Below are 23,526 nucleotides of genomic sequence, written 5' to 3'. Positions count from 1 at the left end.
AAAAAGCAGTAATTTTACGATAGAAAACTATCCGGTGGAACTCCTGGAGGTATTCAATAAGAAATAAAATCGAAAATCCGAAGCTTGCTTCGGAGTATATAATACTCGGATATCGAGTAAAAAACTTAAAATTTATGAATCAATACGATGTGGCCATAATTGGGTCAGGGCCCGGAGGATATGTAAGTGCAATTCGTTGTGCCCAGTTAGGAATGAAAACAGCAATAATTGAAAAATATTCCACATTAGGGGGTACTTGTTTAAATGTTGGGTGTATTCCATCCAAAGCCTTGTTGGATTCTTCACATCATTACGAGGATGCCGTAAAACATTTTGAGGAGCACGGTATTGAAATTCCTGGAGAGATAAAGATAAACCTTGAGCAAATGATAGCCAGAAAGCAAGGTGTTGTAGATCAAACTACAAAGGGTATCCAATTTCTAATGGATAAAAACAAGATTGATGTCTTTGAGGGTGTCGGAAGTATTAAGGATGCAACTCATGTAGCTATCAAAAAAAGCGATGGTAAAACGGAAACCATCGAAGCTAAAAACATTGTTATAGCTACAGGATCTAAACCTTCAAGTTTACCTTTCATCGACATAGACAAGGAAAGAATCATTACTTCAACGGAAGCATTAAAGCTAAAAGAGATTCCAAAACATATGATTGTTATTGGTGGCGGTGTCATAGGTCTGGAATTGGGACAGGTATATAAGCGGTTAGGTGCAGATGTTACCGTTGTGGAATATATGGACCGAATTATTCCCGGAATGGACGGTGCCTTATCCAAAGAATTAATGAAAGTTCTTAAGAAGCAGAAAGTTAAATTTGCTTTATCGCACAAAGTAAAATCCGTTGAGCGTAAAGGAGATAAGGTTACGGTTAAAGCCGATGACAAAAAGGGTATAGAGGTTGTTTTTGAAGGCGATTATTGCTTAGTTTCTGTTGGAAGAAGACCTTACACAGAAGGGCTTAACTTAGAAGCGGCAGGAGTCAAAATGGATGATAGGGGCAGAGTTGAGGTCGATGGCCATTTAAAAACAAACGTTGATAACATCTATGCTATTGGAGATGTGGTAAAAGGCGCCATGCTGGCCCACAAGGCTGAAGAAGAAGGAACTTTGGTGGCCGAGCAAATAGCAGGACAAAAGCCACATATAGATTATAACTTAATCCCTGGTGTAGTTTACACTTGGCCAGAGGTCGCTGCCGTAGGTAAAACGGAAGAAGAGTTAAAAGAGGCCGGTGTGGAATACAAGTCAGGGCAATTTCCAATGAGGGCCTTGGGGCGAGCTAGGGCGAGTATGGATATAGATGGTTTTGTAAAAATATTGGCAGATAAGAAAACCGATGAGGTATTGGGCGTACACATGATTGGGGCGCGATGTGCCGATTTAATTACTGAAGCAGTTACAGCTATGGAATTTAGGGCATCTGCAGAGGATATTTCTCGAATGAGTCATGCTCACCCAACTTATGCCGAGGCAGTTAAGGAAGCTGCATTGGCGGCCACGGATGACCGTGCATTACACATTTAAAATTGAATAGTAACAAATGAAAAAGCAGCTAAAATTAGCTGCTTTTTCATTTGTTACTTATTGTGACTCCCGTCGCAATAGGGCGGATTATCGGTTCTTTTACACGTACATAAAAATGCCTCTTTATTTTCATCCACACTAAAACCTAACGATGGCGGTTTGTTATGTGCTCTATGTGAACCATCACAGAAGGGTTGATTGCTACTATGACTGCAGGTACACCATGCATATTTCTTATCCTTTTCTAATTCAATTGCAATAGGGGAATACGATTTATCGCTCATATAGCTATTTATTTTAGTTTCAATTTAATGGAAATAAAGCGAAAAAAGAATTCGGCAATCAATTTTTAATTAAGCCTAATAATTGAAATAACTGATAAGACAGAGTTCTAACATGACTAAAACCAATTATTAAAAAGCGTTCTAATTGAAGTTTTAGTAGGTTCAATAATTGATTTGCCCCCGCTTTTATTTCAGTCTTTCTATCTTCATATTTCAGAGCAAGAAAAGAGCAAACAATCATAAAGGCTATGGCTCCAGTAACTGAAATCCAAGGGTTGAGGGTATGGTGAAAGAATGCATAAAGCCCCAGACCGGTAAAACTACCGTATAAGATTATAAAATGTATTACATAAATCGATAAGGTACTTTGTCCCAACCTAAGACCTGTTCTATTTGTCAAGAATTGTCTAAAAAGCATAAAAACAGAAAATACTACGAGGACATCGCCCAAGCGAATAAAAAGATAATTGTTGAAAAATATATCGGAAAACAACTTCACTCCAGTGACCCTGGACAAGGTTAAAAAGAAATCCGATGAGAAGTATATTAGAATTAGGCCTATAATTGCAAATAAAGGTATGGAAATCGTGTAAAGGTATTTATACTCTTTGTTTTTCGAGAATAATATAGAGACAAAGCTTCCAAATGCGGTATATCCCAACCATGGTATTATCGTAAAAACAGAACCACTGCTTTTGGTGAAATAATTGGCTAACCATTGCGGTAGAAAGCTATAGTCCAAAGTTTTATAATAAGGTTCAAAAATGAACAATACTAAAGTGGCTAGAAGCATTAAGGTGGGGAAAAGCCATTTTTTTGATTTGGAGGTAATAAGATAAATAACAATAATACTAAGGATGGAAAGTCCAATGCAATGGAGTACATCTACAAAATAGAAGGAACTATAGATTTCTCCTTTAAACAACCCCCACAGATTAAGGCGTAACAAATAACCAATAAAAATAAGCTGTACACCCCTTTTAATCCCCTTTTGCACTCTTGGATTGTTCAATCCAGTTTGAGGGACTTTTATCAAGAGATAAGTAAAAATAAATCCGGATACGGTAAAGAAAACAGGTGCTGTTATACCTCGAAAATATTTCCAAACGGAATAAACCATATTGGAATTATCCCTGTATATTGGATCGAGTAGCCCATCTATAAAATGTCCTTGCAGCATCATTAGAATGGCCCATGCTCGTATGGCATCTATAAAAAATAAACGTGTTGTATTTTTGTTCATATAGAAACGTAAATACCCTATATACTTAATTTACAGCCTTGTTGGATGTTTTATAGCGCGAAATTAGATAAAATACTGGTAACTCATTCGGTTTTGATCTATTTTAGTCCATCACTTTAGTTTGCTTTTATGTCCTTTATTTTAGCCTTTGCCGGAAGCAATTCCTCTACATCCATAAATTTTGAATTGGTAAAACATACCGGTTCACTAATAATTTCTGAAAAGGTGGAAATAATGAACATGTATGACCGTCCCTTTCCGATGTATAGTGAAGATCATGAACGTGAGCATGGATACTCGAATTCCTTGAATGAAATAAAAAGGGATATTCAATTGTCTAAAGGGATTATTATATCTGTCAACGAACACAACAGTTATCCTTCTGCATATTTTAAAAACTTAATCGATTGGTTGTCCAGATTAGACCGGGATTTTATTAGGGATAAAAAGGTTATGTTAATGGCGACCTCTAATGGGGGACGAGGGGCTATAGGAGCCCTTGAGGTAACGGATAAGCTATTGACCAGGTTTGGCGCCAATATTGTAGCGACATTTTCATTGTCTCGCTATAAAGAAAATTTCAAAGTGGATGAGGGCATTTTGAATTCGGATTTGGCAGAACAACACCAATCACTACTGAACAATTTTTTAAAGGCCATACAATAGACTTTTGAGGGAACAGGTCGTCCATACTTTGATTGATATCGAGGAATACAAAAAATCGATGTTATGTTGGGCCCAACAGTTTGACGAAATGGTCTGGTTGGATAACAATGGGCACAAGAACCAATACAGTTCATTTGACGCACTACTTGCGGTAGATGGTCTAACAGGTATTTCTACTGACTCCTATAAGGCATTCGATGATTTAAAGGAATATCAATCTCAAGTAAACGATTGGATATTCGGGTATTTGTCCTATGATCTAAAAAATGACACCGAAAATCTTGTTTCTCAAAACTTTGATGGTCCGGGGTTTCCAGAACTATTTTTTTTTCAACCAAAAAAGATTATCCGTTTAAAAGGTGATCAAATTATATTTGACTACCTGAATATGGTTGCTGATGAAATTTCGTCCGATTTTATATCAATTTCAAATTTTAAGGAAACCACCAGCGCAGGGCAACGAAAAAATGAGAAGCCCCCTATTAAAATGCGAATATTCAAAGATGAATATTTTGAAAAGATTGAACGTATTCTAGACCATATTCATCAAGGAGATATTTACGAAGTAAATTTTTGTCAGGAATTTTATTGTGAAGGTCATAAAATTGACGTTTTAAGAACCTATAATCGACTCAATGAAATCTCCAAACCTCCTTTTGCTTCTTATGTAAAGATTTTTGATAAGTATTTGTTTTGCGCAAGTCCAGAGCGATTTCTAAAAAAAATGACCAATAAAGTGATTTCTCAACCCATCAAGGGTACGGCAGCTAGATCTCCAATTTTTGAAGAGGATGAACTGCTAAAACGACATCTAAAGAATGATGAAAAGGAGCGTTCGGAAAATATTATGATAGTGGACCTAGTAAGAAATGACCTTTCAAAAAATGCATTAAGAGGCAGTGTGGCAGTAGAAGAGCTTTGTAGTGTATATTCTTTTGATCAAGTACATCAAATGATTTCAACGGTGACGTGCGAAGTTGATAGTCAGGAGAACCCCGTAGATATCATCAAAAATAATTTTCCCATGGGAAGCATGACAGGAGCTCCCAAAGTTTCTGCCATGACTATCATCGAAGAATTGGAATCCTTTAAAAGGGGACTGTACAGCGGTGCGGTGGGCTATTTTACCCCGGAAGGTGATTTTGACTTTAATGTGGTTATTAGAAGTATCCTATACAATAGTTCAAAGAAATATCTTTCGTATGCAGTGGGTGGGGCCATTACAGCAAAATCTGTTCCTGAAAAGGAATATTTGGAATGCCTTCTTAAGGCCAAGGCGATGAGACAGGTCTTGGAGGAATAATAGGGTTAAGTGAAAGGACTTAATTAGTTAACTTTGCCCCATGCTCAAGGATTTCAAATCGCATATATCCCATAATTTCCCAGAACTGTTAAAGCACAAATTTTTATTGGCCTGCAGTGGAGGTTTGGATAGCGTTTTGCTTTCTTATTTATGTAATCAATGTGGTATGGATTTTATCTTGGCACATTGTAATTTTAGGTTACGAGGGGATGCTAGTGATGGAGATGAATCCTTTGTTAAATCATTGGCCAAATCCTTAGATAAGCCTGTCTTGGTAGCTCATTTTGATACCATGGGATATGTAAATAATAAGAATGTTTCTGTACAGATGGCGGCACGGGATTTGAGATATTCTTGGTTTAAGAATCAATTGGAAGAACATCATATTAATTTTTTGGTGACGGCTCATCATGCTGATGATAATCTGGAAACGTTTTTAATTAATCTTTCCCGAGGAACCGGGATAGAGGGTTTAACGGGAATTCCTGCAAATTTCGGAAATATCCGCAGGCCTTTACTTAAATATTCCCGAGTAGAAATTTCGAAATATGCCCTGGAGAAAAATTTAGAATGGCGAGAAGATGAAAGTAATAGGGATACTAAATATTTACGTAATAAAATCCGCTTGGAAATTGTTCCCAAATTAAAGGAGTTGCATCCAACTTTTTTAGAGAATTTTAAAAGAACACAGAAATTCCTAAGCCAAACACAAGATATTTCTGAAAATGAAATAAAAAAGATTAAGGACGGTTTGTTCATAAAGGAAAATGGATATATAAAAATAGGCATCGCCGAATTGGAAGAATTGGAACCGTTGGATGCTTACTTATATACAATCTTCCAAGCATATGGATTTACGGAATGGGACAATGTTCGCGATTTATTACATGGCATGAGTGGTAAAAGTCTTCATTCCAATAAATACACCTTACTTAAGAACAGGGACAATCTCATTTTGGCAAAGAATAAAGCGAAAGTAGAGGTTGAATTTCAAATTGAAGAAGGTCAAGAAAAAGTTACGACACCTTTAAATTTAGAATTAAGGCAGGTATCCGAAAGAAAGGATAACACTCCGAATATAATTTATATCGATAAAAATGCGTTAAAGTTTCCGTTAACCGTAAGGAAATGGAAGCAAGGCGACTATTTTTATCCATTAGGATTAAATGGAAAAAAGAAATTGTCCAAATTTTTCAAGGATGAAAAAATGGACTTTTTTTCCAAAAGGGAACAATGGTTATTATGCTCCGATAATGAAATTGTCTGGGTTATTGGTAGACGGGCGGACGAGCGATTTAAAGTTCAGAATAAAACAAAAAAAATACTAAGAGTAGCAATTTTATGAGACATATAATAATAGGGTTTTTTCTTCTTGCGATTCAGTTTTTGAGCTTTTCCCAAGATGATGAGAATCCAGTACTATGGAGCCACGAGGTAAATAAGATTTCGGACACGGAATATGAGTTAATAATCAAAGGAGATATCTATGAGGGATGGCATGTATACTCACAATTTACTGATGAAGGTGGTGCATTGCCTAGTGAGTTTACGTTCAGTAAAGTAGGTGAAGAATTTGAATTGGTTGGTGGTACTGAGGAGAGCAAAACCGTAAAGGAATACAGCGATATTTTTGAGGTAGAGGAAACCTTTTTTAAGGAAGAAGCCATCTTTACACAGCGAATAAAACTTTTGAACCCAAGTACAAAACAAGTCAAGGTTAATTTATTTTATCAGGTTTGCAAAGAAGTTTGTATTCCAGCTGATGTAGATTTTGTTTTCTCTTTAGACGGTTCGGAAGCCGTTGTAGATGAGATTGTACTGGATGAGAAAAGTAAACTACTGACCTCAAACCTTAAGCTAGATCTTAAGAACAAGGCATTGCTTAGCCAAGGGCAAGAAAACATTGGTTCAGGTTCCAATTTATGGGTGATTTTTGCCCTAGGATTCCTCGGGGGGCTTATAGCTTTGTTAACCCCTTGTGTGTTTCCTATGATTCCGCTAACGGTTTCTTTTTTTACTAAGCATTCAAAGAAAAAATCGAAAGGGATAGCCAATGCGCTATTATATGGTTTTTTTATCGTCCTTATTTATTTTCTGTTGAGCGTGCCTTTCCACTTATTTGATTCTGTAGATTCTCAAATATTAAATACCATCGCAACGAACGTTTGGCTAAACATTATATTTTTTGCCATTTTCATGTTCTTTGCGTTTTCATTTTTCGGTTACTATGAACTTACCTTACCGAGTTCCTGGGCCAATAAAATGGATGCGGCCTCCTCTAAAATAGGAGGGGTGTTAGGTGTATTCTTTATGGCGATTACCTTGGCCATTGTATCGTTCTCATGTACCGGACCCATATTGGGAGGGCTACTAGGGGGAACCACTTTAGCGGAGGGCGATGTGGCGATGAACCTTACCGCAGGGATGACAGGTTTCGGGGTTGCCTTGGCTTTTCCATTTGCACTTTTTGCTTTGTTCCCTGCTTGGTTAAATTCCTTACCAAAATCTGGAGGTTGGATGACAACGGTGAAAGTGGTTCTCGGATTTTTGGAAATTGCACTTGCATTGAAATTTTTGTCCAATGCAGATTTGGTGGGACATTGGGGAATACTAAAAAGAGAGGTGTTCTTGGGTATATGGATTCTTATAGGACTTTTGATGACCTTATATTTATTCGGAGTATTCAGATTTCCACACGATGGTCCAAAAGCTAAATTATCAAAGGGTAGAATTATTGTAGGGGCCGTCAGTGCTATTTTCAGTCTATACTTAGTACTGGGATTGGCTAACGTGACTAGTTTGAAATTGTTGAGCGGTTTTCCACCACCGGATTTTTATAGCATTTTCGAAAAGGAATCGGATTGTCCTCTAGGTATCGATTGCTTTAAGGATTTTGATACAGGTTTGGCGTATGCCAAAGAAAACAATAAACCCATTTTGTTGGATTTTACGGGTTGGGCATGTGTAAATTGTAGAAAAATGGAGGAAAATGTGTGGAGTGAACCCGATGTCTATGAAATCCTCAACAATGATTATGTCCTAATCTCATTATACGTTGATGATAGAAAGGAACTTCCAGAGGAAGAACAGTTTAATTTTCAGTATGATTCTGGTAGAATTAAACGCATTGGAAATATAGCGCAGAAATGGGGTACATTCCAGGATGTCAACTTTAATGCGGTATCCCAACCTTTTTACGTACTCCTTTCACCTGATTTGGAGGTGTTGAATACATCGATACAAAACACGGACGCAAATTCTTATAAAGTTTGGTTGGAAGAGGGGTTAAGGGCTTTTGAAAAAAAAGTGATTTCAAGTAACCCATAAGAATCTAAATCACTCTTTTTTTCCTTAGGGATTTTAAACCTAAATTAGAAGGGTTAATTTGAACTATACAATGAAGTTTTTAAAGAAGCTGGGGCTATTTCTGCTTGTCCTAATTCTCCTATTGATTATTTCAGGGTTTATTTTTGTCCGGTTACACAAACCTGATTACTCCGGTGAGAAGGTAATGGCCGGTCTAGAAAATCAGGTAGAGGTATATTTCGACAATTATGGGGTTCCCCATATTTATGGGAAGTCAGAAACAGATGCCTTTAAGGCATTAGGTTACGTACATGCCCAAGATAGGCTATGGCAAATGGAATTGCTCCGGAGAATTGGCAGCGGAGGTTTATCCGAAGTGTTTGGGGAAGATTTAATAGGTACAGATAAGTTTTTTATTTCCTTGGGAATAGATGAGGCTTCAAAATTGACTGTTTCAAACTTGAATAAGAATAGTGAGGCGGTTACTATCATTAATGCCTACTTGGAAGGTCTTAATCAATTTGTTGAAGAAGGACCTACTCCCGTAGAATTTTATCTTACAGGTATAGAGAAAACAAAGTTCACTGTAAAGGATGTTTATAATATAATGGGGTATATGGCCTTTAGTTTTGCGATGGGTCATAAAACGGACCCCTTGTTGAGCAATATTGAGATCAAGCTTGGTCCCGAGTATTTGGAAGATTTGGAAATACACTCCAACCCGAATACGGTATGGATTAAAAACCATAGGCATGGTGAAGGGAATGCTATTGGTAATTCAGTAACCGCTATGGTCACTGAATCTCTAAACAAACTTAAACTACCTTTATTCGAAGGTAGCAACAGCTGGGTGTTGGCTCCCCAAAAGACAAAGAATGGTCAAGTTATATTCGCCAATGACCCCCATATTGGTTTTGCGCAACCATCGGTTTGGTATGAGGCCCATATAGAAACACCTACGTATTCAAAATACGGTTATCATATTGCTGGTATTCCATTTCCCGTACTGGGTCATAATAGGGAGATTGCCTACGGTATGACGATGTTCGAGAATGACGATGTGGATTTCTATTACGAAGAAAATAATCCTGCAAACGACGACCAATATAAACTAGCCGGGAATTGGGTAGATTATGTTATTATTACAAAAAAGATAAAGGTAAAAGATGCCAAGGATGTTGATTTCACTTTCAAACAGTCCGTCCATGGACCAATCCTAAACGGAATTGCCGATCAAATTCAAAATGAGACGCCAATAGCGATGTCCTGGATTTATACCCAAGAGAAAAATACGGTGGTCGATGCCTTTTACGAAATAAGCCATGCCACAAAGCTTTCCGAGTTTACATCGGCCTTGCCAAAAATCCATGCACCCGGACTAAATATTATGTATGGCGATGCCAAGGGCAATATCGGCTGGTTTGCCACGGCCAAATTATGGGATATTCCGGATAGCGTCAATACCAAATTGGTCTATGGTTTTGAACGAAGACCTAGTTTACAAAAAGATTTTTTGCCTTTTGAAAAAAATCCACAAGCAGTTAACCCTCCATGGAATTATGTCTATTCGGCAAACAATCAACCGGATTCCATTGCTGGTTTGTTATATCCAGGATATTACTTACCCGAGAACAGGGCGAAGAGAATTGTAAGTCTTTTGGACCCCAAAAATGATTGGGATAAAGAGGATGTTGCCGAAATGATTTTGGATGTCAATTCCCCTGTGCATTTGGAGGTGTTGCATAGTTTATTGTTGTTGATAGGTGAAGCTGACTTATCGGCGGTTGAGAAAGAGGTTTTGGATGAATTGAGTTCATGGGATGGAACCTATTCCCTTGAGAATGTAGATGGAACTATCTATACTCGTTTGATCTATTACTTTTTGGTCAATACTTTTCAGGATGAGCTTGGGAAGGAAATGTTCAATCAATTGTTGTCCACACATCTAATTAAAAGGACAATAGCACCAATGATATCAAATGAAAATTCAATTTGGTGGGATAATGTAAATACGGAACGTATTCAGGAAAATAGGAAAACTATCCTGATAGAATCCTTTAAAGATGCTCTAGCTTCACTGGAAGCAGATTTTGGTACTAAAATAGACGATTGGAAATGGCAAAAGGTGCATACCTTGGAACATGGACACCCCATTGGACAAGTAGCAGCACTTCGGTCATTTTTTAATGTGGGTCCATTTCCGGTTGATGGTACTAGGGAGGTTATTAATAATATGGCGTTTCCTTATGATAGTACAGGATTTTATAAGGTTAGTTCTGGCCCTTCTACACGTAGAATTATCGACTTTTCGGATATTGAGAACAGTAGTAGTATTCTGCCTACAGGACAATCCGGTAACCCGTTTAGTCCCCATTACAAGGACCAGGCGGAAATGTATATAAATGGGAAATTTAGAAAGATGATGATGAATGAGGAGGAGATTAAAAATAAAGCAGCATCAGTTCTCATTTTCCAGAATTGATAATTGAAGGAAAAAAAATGAAGTAGATGTATTAGTTTTTGATCATATTTTAGTGATTTATTAAAATTCAAAAAGAAGCCGAATTAATTTAGCACACCTCAAAGGTTTTTTGTTATTTTTAGCTAATAGCTAACTCAATGAAAAATACCAACCGCGCTTTCTTTTCTTTAATATTCCTATTTTTTTTAAATATATGTATTGGCCAAAATGCTAAAATTGAACCCGAATACTTTAATTGGTTCGATAAGGAAGTCCAGCGAAAAAATACGTCACTCTACAATGGGGTCGAATATATAGAGCTTTATAGAACCATTAATGATAAGCACAAATTTTTTGGTAATAGTGACTTTCAAATGGGGTCTTTGGTATATGACGGTCAATTTTTTGATCAAGTCCCATTAAAATATGATTTAGATGCTGATAATCTACTTCTCAGCGTGGGTTATAACTATCCCTATCCTATCCTAATTCTAATTAAATCTAAAATTCAATCCTTTAATTTACAGGATGCTGATTTTGTTCAGGTTCCCGAAGATACCGAAGCATTGGGCGCAACCGGATTTTATCAAGTTCTTTTTAAGGAAAAGGCGATTACGCTATTAAAAAAGAATACAAAAAAGAGATTTAAACGGATAAGGGGAAATACGCTTTATTACGAATTTATCCCTGAGGATAGTTACGCCCTAAATTATGAAGGGGAGTTTTATGAAATTTCAAATAAAAAAGATGTCCTTCGTATTTGGCCGGAACAGAAAGCATTCATTAATGAAAATTTTAATTCTTCCTTGCGAAAAATAAATGAAGATACTTTTTGGACCAGTTTCTTTTCCAAGCTAGCCGACGTAATTAACACTGAAAATAAAGGATAATAATGATAAGGAGAATAATATACATTTTTGTCCTGCTGTCTTGTGTGGCAAACTTTGGTCAGGAGAATGAACCAAAATATAGTTTTCAATTTACCGACCAGAGTATTACTACGGTTTTAAACATCATTGAACAAAAAGCGGAGGTCAGGTTTTATTATGACGAAGCTTGGTTTTCTGGACAAAATTTTTCAGGAGCATTTACCGAGGCAACATTAACAGAAATACTTGAGGGTATTTTTGAGGAAACCACCTTAAACTTCTTTAAATACGATAATACTAAAATTATCCTAACTCAGAACAGTATTATTTATAAAGACCTGCCAGAAGGTTTTTTTGGTAAGGAGGTTGATACTGTCCAAATAGCTTCAAATAATATCCGGGTAACCAGTAGCCCCGTATTTTCAAATATCGAAGCGAATAAAAGTAGCGAAATTTCGAGGACCGTTAGGATTGGAAAAGAGAATCTCGCGGATTCTAGATCAAGCTTTAAAATAAGCGGTTATGCAACTACAAAAGATCAAAATCAACCTATTTCAAACTTATCTATCATTTTAAACAATAGGAATTCGGGAGCTGTTACCGATGATAATGGCTATTTTGAATTGGAAGTTCCTGCAGGAACAAGTATAATTAAAACAAGCTCTTTGGGTATTGAGCCTACAACGACCAGAGTAATTGTTTATAATGATGGAAACCTAAATTTTCAGTTGGCTGAAAGTGTAGAGTTTTTAGATGAGGTTACCGTCGAGGCGAATGCGGCAAAAAATGTTGAGGAAGCTATATCGGGTAGTACGGAGTTGGTCGTCGAGGAAACCAAAAACATTCCTCTGGTCTTAGGAGAAAGGGATGTTTTAAAAGTTGCAACCACACTTCCCGGAATTTCAACCGCAGGCGAGGGAGCCGCCGGGTTTAATGTGCGTGGCGGTAGTACGGACCAAAACCTAATACTCTTGGATAATGCCGTAATTTATAATCCCTCTCACTTCTTTGGCATTTTTCAGGCTATAAATCCATTTACGACCAAAGATCTTAAAGTATTAAAGGGAGGTATTCCTGCTGAATATGGGGGTAGACTTTCCTCGGTATTTGATATTACCTCCAAGGATGCCAACACGGAAAAAATAGCGGGCGAAGCCGCTATAGGACCGGTCACCAGTAATTTGGCATTGGAAATTCCGGTTGTTAAAGGAAAATCCGGACTTATGTTAGGGGGAAGGGGAACTTATTCGGGTTGGATATTAAGGTCATTAAAAGATGAATCCCTTAACAATAGTAAAGCTTCCTTTTATGATGCCATTGCAAAATATACGCACACCATAAATGAAAAAAATACGGTCAGGGCTATGGGATATTATAGTGATGATGCGTTTAGTATAACTTCTGATTCCGTCTATGGATACAACAACAGACTACTGTCCTTCCAATGGGACCATCAATTTAATGATAAGAATGCCGGTAGCTTAATTGTTGCGAATAGTAATTATAAATTCAACATCGGCTATGAAGGAAACTCGGACAACAATTTTGACCTGGGATTTGTAGTGGATGAGACCGAAGCTAAGTTTAAATTCACCTATCTACATAGTAAAGCCCATAAATTTGACTATGGCCTTTCCACGAAACTCTACAATGTTCAACCTGGTTATTTAGAGCCTAACGGAGATAATTCCATCGTGGTTCCCCAAACGATAGCAAAGGAAAAGGCCTTGGAAGGCGCTATTTATTTGTCGGATAATTTTGAGGTGACGACCAACTTTTAATAGATGTCGGACTTCGATATTCCATATTTGCTACGCTGGGGGAAACAGAAGCAAGGGTGTACGAGGAAGGGGTGCCAAAGAACGAGGAGACTTTGGTTGAAACCGTGTCCTATGATAATAACGAGTTTGTAGAAACCTACGGTGGGCCAGAAATTCGTTTTTCCGCAAGATATTTTCTCGGTGAAGATTTTTCCGTTAAGGCTAGTTACAACAGTACCTATCAATACATCCATAGGTTATCGAATACAACTACCATAAGTCCTATAGATACTTGGAAACTATCGGATAACAATATAAAACCCCAGCGAGGAAGACAAGTAGGGCTTGGATTCTACAAAAACTTGGATGCCAATATTTATGAAATAAGCTTGGAAGGGTATTATAAGGAAGCGGATAATCTGTTGGATTTTAAGGTCGGGTCAGAACTACTGCTGAACGAAACCATAGAGACAGAAACTTTACAAGGAGATGGCAAGGCTTACGGAATTGAATTCTTGATTCGCAAAAATTCGGGGAGATTAAATGGTTGGTTGGGGTATACCTACGCTCGTTCCTTCTTAAAATTGGATAGTCAATATGCTGAGGAACGTGTAAACAACGGAGAATTTTTCCCTACCAATTATGATAAACCACATGATTTTAGTGCGGTCCTAAATTATAAATTTACGAAAAGGTTTAGTGCTTCTGCCAATTTAAGTTATCAGACGGGACGCCCAGTAACCTATCCCGTGGCCCGTTACAATTTTAATAATTCTGAATACGTGGTCTATAGTAATCGAAATGAATTTCGTATACCGGATTATTATAGGTTGGACCTTGGTTTTAACATAGAAGGAAATCATAAGCTAAAAAAATTGGCCCATAGTTTTTGGAATATTTCTGTGTACAACGTTTTGGGGAGAAACAATCCCTATTCCGTATTTTTTGTGACCGAAAATGGAGACTTAAAGGCGTACCAAAGTTCAATTTTCTCCATTCCGGTACCCACGATTACGTATAATTTTAAGTTTTAATAATGAATGGGTATGACCAAATTATTACGACTTGGCTTTCTGTGGATTTGCTTGCTAATCTTTGTGATTTCTTGCATAGAACCCTTTGAACCACAAATAATAAATTTTAAAAGTGCATTGGTAGTAGAAGCAACCATAACGGACGAGAATAAGGAACAGGAGATTTTCATCACTAGGACCTTCCCTTTGGATACCACCGGTGTTTATGGAGAGAGCGGTGCCAAGGTACAGGTTCTGGATTCCAACGGGGGTGCCTATGATTTCAGTGATCAGGGGCAGGGAAGATATGTGTCTAATATGTCCTTTGCGGCACAGTCGGGTATAGGGTATAGGCTTAATATTGTTACTACAGAAGGGGTAACATATACATCCACGGAGGAAATTGCTCCAAACCCTACGCAAATTGATAGTGTTTATGCGGTAAGGGATTTTAAGGATGATGGTGCTGAGGAAGGTATGTTCATTTATTTGGACTCTTTTGATGCAACAGGTGAGAACAAATACTATAGGTACGAATATGAAGAGACCTACAAGATTATAGCTCCATTTTGGACAAATAAGGAACTCTATTTAATACCTCCGGACAATCTTGTGGATGTGAGAATAAGGTCACAAGAAGAACAGGTTTGTTTTAAGACAAACCGTTCTGCAGATATTTTACAGGCCAAGACGGATGATTTCAACGAAGTAAGAATAACCCAATTTCCAGTTAGGTTTATTAATAGGAACGATTTCAGTATTTCCCACAGATACAGCATTTTGGTAAAACAATGGATACAAACTAGGGAGGCCTATGTTTATTATAATACGTTGAACGAACTAAGTGGCAGTGAATCCGTTTTTTCTCAGATACAGACAGGTTTTTTGGAGGGGAATATAACATCTACTGATAAAAACGAGAACGTTGTGGGGTATTTTGGTGTGAGTTCTTATGACGAAAAACGAATTTTCTTTGATTATGTGGATTTTTTTAGAGGTGAGGATAGGCCTCAGTATATCGTGGAATGTCCTTTTCTATCGAATATAAACGCTTTAATCACTGACATAGAAAGGCATGCCACAACCTATTGGGATGACAATAACGGACAGTACGGTAATTTTTCGAAGCCGTCCCCCTATATAGTGGTTCCTGTAGAATGCGGGGATTGCACTGTACTGGGTAGTAACGAGGTCCCTGAATTTTGGGAAGAATAGATTGATTTAAAAAGAATGAAAGGTTCTATAACAATTTCTGATAAAAGCTTGATGGCCATCGCCATAGGTCTCTGTATGCAGAATTGTGTGGAACCTTTGGAACTGCAACATGAGGAATCGGGATTTGAGAGTATGTTGGTGGTACAGGCAACTATTACGGACGAAAACAAGTTACAGGAAGTGCGTCTTTCAAGGACCTTTCCTTTGGATACCACCGGTATTTATGGGGAGGGCGGAGCTATGGTGCAGGTAACGGATTCCGATGGGGGTATGTATGATTTTACATACCAGGGAGAAGGCAGGTATGTTTCCAGCGCTTCGTTTGCGGCAAGGACAGGAATCGGTTATCGACTGAATTTTATAACCTCGGATGGCAAGGAATATATTTCCGAGGAGGAGATTGCCCCCGCCCCTACCCAAATCGATAGCCTTTATACGGAGCGTGACTTTAGGGACGGGGATTTGGATGAGGGCATATTTATTTATGCCGATAGCTTTGACCCTACAGGCCAGAACAAATTTTTTAGGTACGAGTATGAGGAAACCTATAAAATAATTGCACCCTATTGGAACGCCGTGGACCTTTATATAAGGATGCCTTTACCGGATTTAGTAGTTGCTTTTAAGCTTAAGGAACAAGAGGAAAGGGTCTGCTTCGGGTTTGAAAAGTCATCCGAAATCATTCAGCAAAATAGCGGTAATTTTAGCAACAATCGAATTACCAAGTTTCCGGTACGTTTTATCAACAAAGATAATTTCATTATTTCCCATAGGTACAGCATATTGGTAAAGCAACATGTACAGTCACAGGAGGCCTATGCCTATTATAAGGCTCTAGAGGAACTTTTTGCCTCCAATGGAGTATTATCACAAATACAGACCGGGTTTCTCGAAGGTAGCATAACAGCACTAGATAATCCGGAGGAGCAGGTCATCGGTTTTTTTGAGGTGAGCAGCGTCTCGGAAAAAAGATTGTTTTTTGATTATGTAGATTATTTTCCGGATTTGGAATTACCGAAATATATCAGCGAATGCACCTTTTATCCAATTCCTATTGATAATTATGAATTTCTGAATTTTACAATTGAAAATGGCTATAAATTTTATGAGTTTGGTGAGGGTGCAGACCTTGAAAACCCTGAAGAATTAGGTGAAGCAGCACCATTTGTTATGGTTACCCCAGCCTGTGGAGATTGTACAAAATTGGGCAGCAATATAGCTCCTGATTTTTGGATAGAACAGTAAAAAAGTATGAAGGAAATTTTAAAAAATATAAATAACTTGATGAGAAAAAGACATAGTAAGGTTGTTTTAATCTTTTTGCTTAACATGGCCATTATGTTAACCTTCCAGTCTTGCATAGATGCCTTTGATTTTGAGAGCACCGAATTTAAAAGTGCCTTGGTCGTAGAGGGAACCATTACAGATCAAGAGGAAGTTCAGAAAATTAGGGTGTCCCGCACCTTTCCGCTGGATACTGTATTAATGTCTGGGGTCAGTGGTGCCAATGTATCTGTTTTGGATAGTGATGGGAGCGTTTATTCATTTTCAGAGGCATCTGATGGCGAATATCGGTCAAATGAAGCCTTTTCGGTGGTGCCCGGCAGAACATACACTTTAAGTATCCTTACACAAGATGGAAAGGAATACCGATCGGATGAAACTAATGTACCCACCCAAACAACAATAGATAATTTATATGCCGAGCGCGATTTTAATGACGTGGCGGAAAATGAAGGTATGTTTATTTATGTAGACAGCTATGATCCCACGGGACAATCTAATTACTATAGGTACGAATACGAGGAAACCTATAAAATAATTGCACCGTTTTGGAGTGGCTTGGATGCCTATATTGTTTCTCCACTACCGGAACCTGAAGTGGGAACACGTCCAAAGGAGCAAGAGGAGCAAATTTGTTATCAAACCGTACCCTCGAATACTATAATTCAACAAAGTACAACGGAATTTGGTGAAGACCGTATTAGTAAATTCCCCGTTCGTTTTATAAATAGGGACAATTATATCCTTTCCCATAGATATAGCATTTTGGTGAGACAATATGTACAATCGAGGGCCGCCTTCACCTATTATGAAACCTTGGAATCCATGGCTGGTTCCGAAAATTTCTTTTCTCAGTTACAAACCGGTTTTTTGGAAGGTAACATTCGAAGCTTATCCGAACCTAATGAAGATGTTATTGGTTTTTTTCAAGTCAGTACGGTTTCGGAGAAAAGAATTTTTTTCGATTATAATGATTTTTTCCCCAATGAAAATTTACCGGATTATCCAATAAGTTGTGATTTGGTTTCTCCTCCAATTATTACGGAAACGGGAGCATCACCTTTACTGATTGCCATTGAATTGGAACTCTTGAAATATGTTGAAGATTATGACCAAGAAACCAATCCTTTGAATTTTAGTGAGTACGGCCCTTTTTTAATGGTACCTACACCTTGTGGCGATTGTACTGTATACGGCAGTAATGTTGTTCCAGAATTTTGGATTGAATAAAAAATAGAAAGATGAGAAAAATTAGGTTTATTTTTTTTGGGGTACTATATATCAGTATGCTAAGCATAACAGCCCAAGGTACTTCTACCAATACCTTTATCAACGAAACTAAAGTACCTTACCAAGAGCAAGTGTACTTAAAAACAAATACGAGTTTAGGCTTCGTTGGCGAATACCTTTATTACACCCTATATAACCTTAAGGCAAAAACCGGACAATTGAGTGGTGTAAGTAAAATTGCCTATTTAAAATTGGTAAACGAAAATGGCAACATCGTACTTAACCATAAAATTAAATTGAATAAAGGGATAGGGGATAGTAACTTTTTTATTCCATCCAACATCCCATCCGGGAATTATAAGTTGGTTGCCTATACACAATGGATGTTAAATAATGGTAAAGGTTATTTTTTCAGTCAGGACCTTACCATAATAAATCCATACACCAGTGACCAAGCGGTTTTTAGGCAAGCCAAGTTATTGGAGAACCATGATGAATATAAGGGAAAAGGAAAAGCAGTTACATATGGGAGTATACCATTAGAAATGCAATTGGATAAGAATACCTATGGAATAAGGGATTCCATTCATTTAGAACTTATTTCGAAGGGCTATCAGGAAGGTCTAGGAAACTATGTAATTTCAGTGAGAAGGGTTAATGAGTTGAAAGCCCCGGAAAACCTTTCTGTTATGGATTATCAAACGGTGTATCCATCAGAACAGATTGTTCAAGAATTAATTCTTCCAGAACTTAGAGGTGAACTGATCAGTGGCAAGGTCTCAAAAACAGAAGATGCAGGTGATAAAAAGGAAGTTTTACTTGCAGCTTCGTTCCCGGGCGAGGATTATCTTCTGAAAATTGTAAATACCGATGATAATGGCGAGTTTTTTGTTAATGTGGATAAAGACTATACAGCACAGGATATTTACTTGCAACCTTTAGGAGGAGGTGAAAGTAAATATGATATAGTATTTTATCCAGAAAAATCATTAGACTTTTCCCAACTTAATTATCACTCATTTAAATTGGATAAGGAAATGGAGCCGGTTATTAAAGAACGTAGTATTCATAATCAAATTGAAAATGCCTATTACAGTAGTAAACCGGACACTATATTATTGGGAAATGGGAATGCAAGGTTTTATGGTCCCGATGTAAAGAAATATGTTTTGGATGAATACACCCGATTTTCAACAGTAAAAGAAACTTTTGTGGAAATTGTTGAGCATGTGTGGTTACAGGCCGATAAAAATGGTGAAATGCAGTTTCACGTTAGACCGGAAGATCCCTATGTTGATTCTGGTCAGTTACCTTTAGTCATCGTAGATGGGATTTTGGTTTTAGATCATGGCCGACTCTTAAATTTGCCATCCAATAGGATAAACACGATAAGCATTTCCAGAAACAATCATTTTTATGGTACCAAAACATTTCAAGGCGTAGTAGATATTACAACATTTAAAAACGACTATTTCGAAAACTACTATACGGATAATCTGTTCTCGCAAGAACTTTTTAAACCCAATGAGAGTAAGAATTACTATCGTCAATCCTATCAGGGTGCTGCCAGGGAAAAATATGATCGCCTACCGGATTTTAGATATCAATTACTTTGGCTACCTAAGTATCAAATAACCCAGAAAGTACAGGAAATAGATTTTTACAGCTCGGATATCAAGGGGGAATTCGAGGTGGTCGTAGAAGGGTTTACACTTTCTGGTAAACCTGTTCTTCTTACAAGTCGATTCACTATAGAATAAATGGAAAAATAAACTTTGGTCGAAAAATATTACATTTAGCCCAAAGGAAAATCAAATGCTTACAAAAGTTTACGGGAGCGCCGTCTTTGGCGTGGAGGCAACTACGATAACCGTTGAGGTTAATATTGATAAAGGAATTGGTTATCATTTGGTAGGTCTTCCCGATAACGCAATTAAAGAAAGTAATTACCGAATAGCCGCTGCATTACAAAATAACGGGTATAAAATTCCAGGAAAGAAAATTACGATTAATATGGCCCCGGCCGATTTAAGAAAGGAGGGTTCTGCGTACGATTTGACTTTGGCATTGGGGATTTTAGCGGCGTCCAACCAAATACAATCAGAGGATATTGAGAAGTACATCATTATGGGGGAACTTTCCTTGGATGGAAGTTTACAGCCCATAAAGGGTGCTTTGCCCATCGCCATTAAAGCTAAGGAAGAAGGTTTTACAGGGTTTATATTACCGAATGATAACGCTAGGGAAGCGGCTATTGTAAGCGATCTGAAAGTTTATGGTGTGGATAACATCAAACAGGTATTGGAGTTTTTTGACCAGGGAACACCTTTAGAGCAAACCATCATAGATACCCGTGCCGAATTTTATAAAAGCCTTGACTTTCCAGAATTTGATTTTTCCGATGTTAAAGGTCAGGAGAGCATTAAACGCTGTATGGAAATCGCTGCAGCCGGGGGACATAACATAATTCTTATTGGTCCGCCAGGTGCCGGAAAAACGATGTTGGCCAAGAGGTTGCCCTCTATTTTACCACCAATGACCTTACATGAAGCCTTGGAAACTACTAAAATTCATAGTGTTGTAGGGAAAATAAAAAATATGGGACTAATGAGTCAAAGACCTTTTAGAAGTCCTCACCATACGATTTCCGATGTAGCCTTAGTTGGTGGAGGAGCATACCCGCAACCAGGTGAAATATCCCTTTCCCATAATGGAGTACTGTTTTTGGATGAATTACCAGAGTTCAAGAGAGGTGTTTTGGAAGTTATGCGTCAGCCCTTGGAGGACCGGGAGGTGACTATCTCAAGAGCACGCTTTACGGTTACCTATCCCAGTAGTTTTATGCTGGTAGCCAGTATGAACCCTAGTCCGGGTGGTTACTTTAATGATCCGGATGCCCCGGTTACCTCTTCTCCTGCAGAAATGCAACGTTATCTAAGCAAGATTTCCGGACCACTGTTAGACCGAATTGACATTCATATTGAAGTAACACCGGTACCCTTTGAGAAACTCTCCGAAGATAGAAAAGGAGAGAGCAGTGTGGACATCCGCAAACGGGTAACTGCAGCAAGGGAAAAACAGACCAAGCGTTTTGAGGATTTGGAAAATGTGCATTACAATGCACAAATGAATACCAAACAAATACGGGAATATTGTAAGCTGGACGAAAAATCTAAATCTCTACTTAAAAATGCGATGGAGCGATTAAACCTTTCAGCTCGTGCTTATGATCGAATCTTAAAAGTTGCGCGGACCATATCAGATTTGGATAACTCGCAGGAAGTAAATGGAAACCATATCAGCGAAGCGATTCAATATCGGAGTTTGGATAGGGAGGGTTGGTTGGGATAGTCTTATATCAAATTAATAGATTTGTTGTAACTAATTGTAATTTAATGTTTTAAATATAGACGCATAGATAAGTTTTATCTACTTAGAAATTATAAATCATTATGATTCTGGAATAAATAATTTTATTTTAGCAAGGATTATTTGAATTCTTCATTTACCTTTTCAATCATTGAAGTTCTCTTAAACCTAATAGGGCGTTTAATTTTAGACTTAATATTGCGAATTCTTTTCATAGGATGATTTTTTATAATGTAATGACTTAATCTTGGGGAAATTTTATGTATATAAAGTAAGAACACTTCGATTTTTCCAATTAAAATTCTCGATTTTCGCTTGCTTAACCCTTTAATGATTTTATCAGCACATTGCCCCGGAGTCATACCCATTTGATGGGACGTTTCTACTCTACCATGTGGTATACCATCACCGCATAGACCTTTTGCCGTTATCTTAGTATTTATAAAGCCAGGAATAATAAAGCTTATATGTATTTTACATCTTATATTTTCAGCTCTTAATGATTCAAAAAAACCATGTAGGGCATGTTTTGATGCCGCATAGGCTGACCTTCCAGGGAGACCCATAACACCTGCAAAGCTTGATACTACTGCGAACGAACCAAAACCTTGTTTTAAATAAATAGGCATTACTGCTTTTGTAAGAGATATGGTTCCAAAATAATTTGTTTCCATAATAGTTCTATCAATTTTCATTTCGTTTTCAATCACCAATCCTTTCTGTGAAATTCCTGCATTATGAATTACTAGATCAAGTTTGTCAAGCTGCTGTATTTTTGCCATCGCCTTTTTAATTGAATTAGTATTCGTTATGTCAAGTGGAATAATGATGATATTTTTTGGATTGCTACTCTTTTTCTTCAGTTTAACTAATTTTTCTTTTCGTCTAGCTGAAGCAATTACTATTGTACCTAGGTTGTTTAATTGGGTAACTAGGGAAGCTCCTATTCCGGAGGATGCGCCCGTGACCCAAACTATTTTGTTTTTTAAGTCTTTTTCGTTCATTAGTTTGTTATTAAGAAGTTTAATTGTTCCCTCATCAATCGACTTGTCATTAATTTGAAATACATTAATGTGCAAACCTGCAGATGATATTCACTAATCTAATTTGATTGCTATTTAACAATGTCCTAGATTATCCAGATTACAAGAATTAGGACATATTTTCCCAATAAATAGCGACTTATAAATTGACTAAGCTCGTGGAGAGGTCTCTTATTAACTTGGAGCGAAATACTATTTAGAAATCAGCGTTTTATTTTGACTAGTAACTAGAGTTTGATAAAGATTTTTTTCGAATGATATGACAGACTATTAGGGATAGAAAGGTCACTCTTTAAAAGCTCGTTTTTTAGTAAGCTATCCCATTAGTTTTATGCTTGTGGCCCGTATGAATCGTAGTCCGTGTGGTTACTTTAATGATCCGGATGCCCCGGTTACCTCTTCTCCTGCAGAAATGCAACGCTATCTAAGCAAGGTCTCCGGACCACTGTTAGATCGAATTGACATTCATATTGAAGTAACACCGGTACCCTTTGAGAAACTCTCCGAAGATAGAAAAGGGGAGAGCAGTGTGGACATCCGCAAACGGGTAACTGCAGCAGGGGAAAAACAGACCAAGCGTTTTGAGGATTTGGAAAATGTGCATTACAATGCACAAATGAATACCAAACAGATCCGGAAGTTTTGTAGGCTAGACGAAACCTCGAAAGCCTTACTTAAAAATGCTATGGAGCACTTGAATCTTTCCGCCGGGGCCTATGACAGAATTTTAAAAGTCGCCCGTACCATTGCCGATTTAGCTAATGAAAAGGATTTGAACGGGAATCATATTTCGGAAGCGATACAATATTGTTCTTTAAATAGAGAAGGGTGATTAGGGTAGTTTTCAGTGATTAATTTTGCCACGAGTTTCTGTTTGGTGTCCGCTTGGTGTATTTGCTGAACTTATTTGCAATGAGCAGACATCAGCGAACTTTTCCT

General features: G+C 37.6%; 17 protein-coding genes and 1 pseudogene. 15 read left to right on the top strand and 3 right to left on the bottom strand.

The window, feature by feature from the left end; translation table 11 throughout:
- Window positions 1-134 precede the first annotated feature (134 nt).
- Window positions 135-1,541: a dihydrolipoyl dehydrogenase gene (gene lpdA, locus PP182_RS13225; protein WP_272651740.1), complete on the top strand. Its 1,407-nt coding sequence runs from the start codon at window positions 135-137 to the stop codon at window positions 1,539-1,541.
- 53 nt (window positions 1,542-1,594) lie between these two features.
- On the opposite strand, the gene PP182_RS13220 is transcribed toward lpdA, so the two are convergent.
- Complete coding sequence (locus PP182_RS13220) at window positions 1,595-1,825, bottom strand: CDGSH iron-sulfur domain-containing protein (RefSeq protein WP_272651739.1); 231 nt, start codon at window positions 1,823-1,825, stop codon at window positions 1,595-1,597.
- Between the two features lie 58 nt (window positions 1,826-1,883).
- Window positions 1,884-3,068 (bottom strand): heparan-alpha-glucosaminide N-acetyltransferase domain-containing protein, encoded by a 1,185-nt coding sequence (locus PP182_RS13215; protein WP_272651738.1) that lies wholly within the window; start codon window positions 3,066-3,068, stop codon window positions 1,884-1,886.
- A 129-nt stretch (window positions 3,069-3,197) separates the two neighbouring features.
- On the opposite strand from PP182_RS13215, the gene PP182_RS13210 reads away from it, so the two are divergent.
- From PP182_RS13210 to PP182_RS13150, 13 genes are all read left to right on the top strand, one after another.
- A complete protein-coding gene (locus PP182_RS13210; protein WP_272651737.1) occupies window positions 3,198-3,734 on the top strand; it encodes an NADPH-dependent FMN reductase in 537 nt (178 codons plus the stop codon).
- 4 nt (window positions 3,735-3,738) lie between these two features.
- Entirely contained in the window at window positions 3,739-5,037 is a 1,299-nt protein-coding gene (locus PP182_RS13205; RefSeq protein WP_272651736.1) for an anthranilate synthase component I family protein, read from the top strand.
- Window positions 5,038-5,077: 40 nt separating this feature from the next.
- Window positions 5,078-6,382, top strand: a complete 1,305-nt coding sequence (gene tilS, locus PP182_RS13200; protein ID WP_272651735.1) for a tRNA lysidine(34) synthetase TilS — start codon at window positions 5,078-5,080, stop codon at window positions 6,380-6,382.
- Window positions 6,379-8,364 (top strand): protein-disulfide reductase DsbD family protein, encoded by a 1,986-nt coding sequence (locus PP182_RS13195; protein ID WP_272651734.1) that lies wholly within the window; start codon window positions 6,379-6,381, stop codon window positions 8,362-8,364. Before tilS ends, PP182_RS13195 begins: the two co-directional genes overlap by 4 nt.
- Before the next feature lie 70 nt (window positions 8,365-8,434).
- Window positions 8,435-10,825 (top strand): penicillin acylase family protein, encoded by a 2,391-nt coding sequence (locus PP182_RS13190; RefSeq protein ID WP_272651733.1) that lies wholly within the window; start codon window positions 8,435-8,437, stop codon window positions 10,823-10,825.
- A 137-nt stretch (window positions 10,826-10,962) separates the two neighbouring features.
- Window positions 10,963-11,694 carry a hypothetical protein gene (locus PP182_RS13185; RefSeq protein WP_272651732.1) on the top strand — a complete coding sequence of 244 codons (732 nt, stop codon included), beginning with the start codon at window positions 10,963-10,965 and terminating at the stop codon, window positions 11,692-11,694.
- A gap of 2 nt (window positions 11,695-11,696) precedes the next feature.
- Window positions 11,697-13,454, top strand: coding sequence for a carboxypeptidase-like regulatory domain-containing protein (locus PP182_RS13180; protein ID WP_272651731.1), 1,758 nt, complete (start codon window positions 11,697-11,699; stop codon window positions 13,452-13,454).
- 56 nt (window positions 13,455-13,510) lie between these two features.
- Window positions 13,511-14,467, top strand: coding sequence for a TonB-dependent receptor plug domain-containing protein (locus PP182_RS13175; protein WP_272651730.1), 957 nt, complete (start codon window positions 13,511-13,513; stop codon window positions 14,465-14,467).
- A gap of 12 nt (window positions 14,468-14,479) precedes the next feature.
- On the top strand, window positions 14,480-15,661 hold the full coding sequence (locus PP182_RS13170) for a DUF4249 domain-containing protein (protein WP_272651729.1): 1,182 nt from the start codon (window positions 14,480-14,482) through the stop codon (window positions 15,659-15,661).
- Window positions 15,662-15,676: 15 nt separating this feature from the next.
- Window positions 15,677-16,906, top strand: a complete 1,230-nt coding sequence (locus tag PP182_RS13165) for a DUF4249 domain-containing protein (RefSeq protein ID WP_272651728.1) — start codon at window positions 15,677-15,679, stop codon at window positions 16,904-16,906.
- Window positions 16,907-16,945: 39 nt separating this feature from the next.
- The gene (locus PP182_RS13160) at window positions 16,946-18,175 is read left to right on the top strand and encodes a DUF4249 domain-containing protein (protein ID WP_272651727.1); all 1,230 of its coding nucleotides are present in this window, start codon (window positions 16,946-16,948) and stop codon (window positions 18,173-18,175) included.
- A gap of 11 nt (window positions 18,176-18,186) precedes the next feature.
- Window positions 18,187-19,935: a hypothetical protein gene (locus PP182_RS13155; protein ID WP_272651726.1), complete on the top strand. Its 1,749-nt coding sequence runs from the start codon at window positions 18,187-18,189 to the stop codon at window positions 19,933-19,935.
- A 55-nt stretch (window positions 19,936-19,990) separates the two neighbouring features.
- Window positions 19,991-21,526 carry a YifB family Mg chelatase-like AAA ATPase gene (locus tag PP182_RS13150; protein WP_272651725.1) on the top strand — a complete coding sequence of 512 codons (1,536 nt, stop codon included), beginning with the start codon at window positions 19,991-19,993 and terminating at the stop codon, window positions 21,524-21,526.
- Window positions 21,527-21,663: 137 nt separating this feature from the next.
- Here PP182_RS13150 and PP182_RS13145 read toward each other — a convergent pair whose 3' ends face one another.
- The gene (locus PP182_RS13145; RefSeq protein ID WP_272651724.1) at window positions 21,664-22,548 is read right to left on the bottom strand and encodes an SDR family NAD(P)-dependent oxidoreductase; all 885 of its coding nucleotides are present in this window, start codon (window positions 22,546-22,548) and stop codon (window positions 21,664-21,666) included.
- Window positions 22,549-22,850: 302 nt separating this feature from the next.
- Between PP182_RS13145 and PP182_RS13140 the strand changes: the two are divergent.
- Window positions 22,851-23,419: pseudogene (locus PP182_RS13140) on the top strand (ATP-binding protein); the annotation flags it as partial.
- Window positions 23,420-23,526 lie beyond the last annotated feature (107 nt).

It is taken from the genome of Maribacter sp. PR1 (genome assembly GCF_028464145.1).
Classification (GTDB): domain Bacteria; phylum Bacteroidota; class Bacteroidia; order Flavobacteriales; family Flavobacteriaceae; genus Maribacter.
The sequence above is the reverse complement of the archived record's forward strand: the minus strand, read 5'-3'. Positions and strand labels throughout refer to the sequence as shown.

What these genes read in the sequence shown, in the direction of transcription:
- lpdA (WP_272651740.1), top strand. Translation starts at nt 135, where the DNA reads ATGAATCAATACGATGTGGCCATAATTGGGTCAGGGCCCGGAGGATAT.
- PP182_RS13220 (WP_272651739.1), bottom strand. Translation starts at nt 1,825, where the DNA reads ATGAGCGATAAATCGTATTCCCCTATTGCAATTGAATTAGAAAAGGAT.
- PP182_RS13215 (WP_272651738.1), bottom strand. Translation starts at nt 3,068, where the DNA reads ATGAACAAAAATACAACACGTTTATTTTTTATAGATGCCATACGAGCA.
- PP182_RS13210 (WP_272651737.1), top strand. Translation starts at nt 3,198, where the DNA reads ATGTCCTTTATTTTAGCCTTTGCCGGAAGCAATTCCTCTACATCCATA.
- tilS (WP_272651735.1), top strand. Translation starts at nt 5,078, where the DNA reads ATGCTCAAGGATTTCAAATCGCATATATCCCATAATTTCCCAGAACTG.
- PP182_RS13195 (WP_272651734.1), top strand. Translation starts at nt 6,379, where the DNA reads ATGAGACATATAATAATAGGGTTTTTTCTTCTTGCGATTCAGTTTTTG.
- PP182_RS13190 (WP_272651733.1), top strand. Translation starts at nt 8,435, where the DNA reads ATGAAGTTTTTAAAGAAGCTGGGGCTATTTCTGCTTGTCCTAATTCTC.
- PP182_RS13185 (WP_272651732.1), top strand. Translation starts at nt 10,963, where the DNA reads ATGAAAAATACCAACCGCGCTTTCTTTTCTTTAATATTCCTATTTTTT.
- PP182_RS13180 (WP_272651731.1), top strand. Translation starts at nt 11,697, where the DNA reads ATGATAAGGAGAATAATATACATTTTTGTCCTGCTGTCTTGTGTGGCA.
- PP182_RS13170 (WP_272651729.1), top strand. Translation starts at nt 14,480, where the DNA reads ATGACCAAATTATTACGACTTGGCTTTCTGTGGATTTGCTTGCTAATC.
- PP182_RS13165 (WP_272651728.1), top strand. Translation starts at nt 15,677, where the DNA reads ATGAAAGGTTCTATAACAATTTCTGATAAAAGCTTGATGGCCATCGCC.
- PP182_RS13160 (WP_272651727.1), top strand. Translation starts at nt 16,946, where the DNA reads ATGAGAAAAAGACATAGTAAGGTTGTTTTAATCTTTTTGCTTAACATG.
- PP182_RS13155 (WP_272651726.1), top strand. Translation starts at nt 18,187, where the DNA reads ATGAGAAAAATTAGGTTTATTTTTTTTGGGGTACTATATATCAGTATG.
- PP182_RS13150 (WP_272651725.1), top strand. Translation starts at nt 19,991, where the DNA reads ATGCTTACAAAAGTTTACGGGAGCGCCGTCTTTGGCGTGGAGGCAACT.
- PP182_RS13145 (WP_272651724.1), bottom strand. Translation starts at nt 22,548, where the DNA reads ATGAACGAAAAAGACTTAAAAAACAAAATAGTTTGGGTCACGGGCGCA.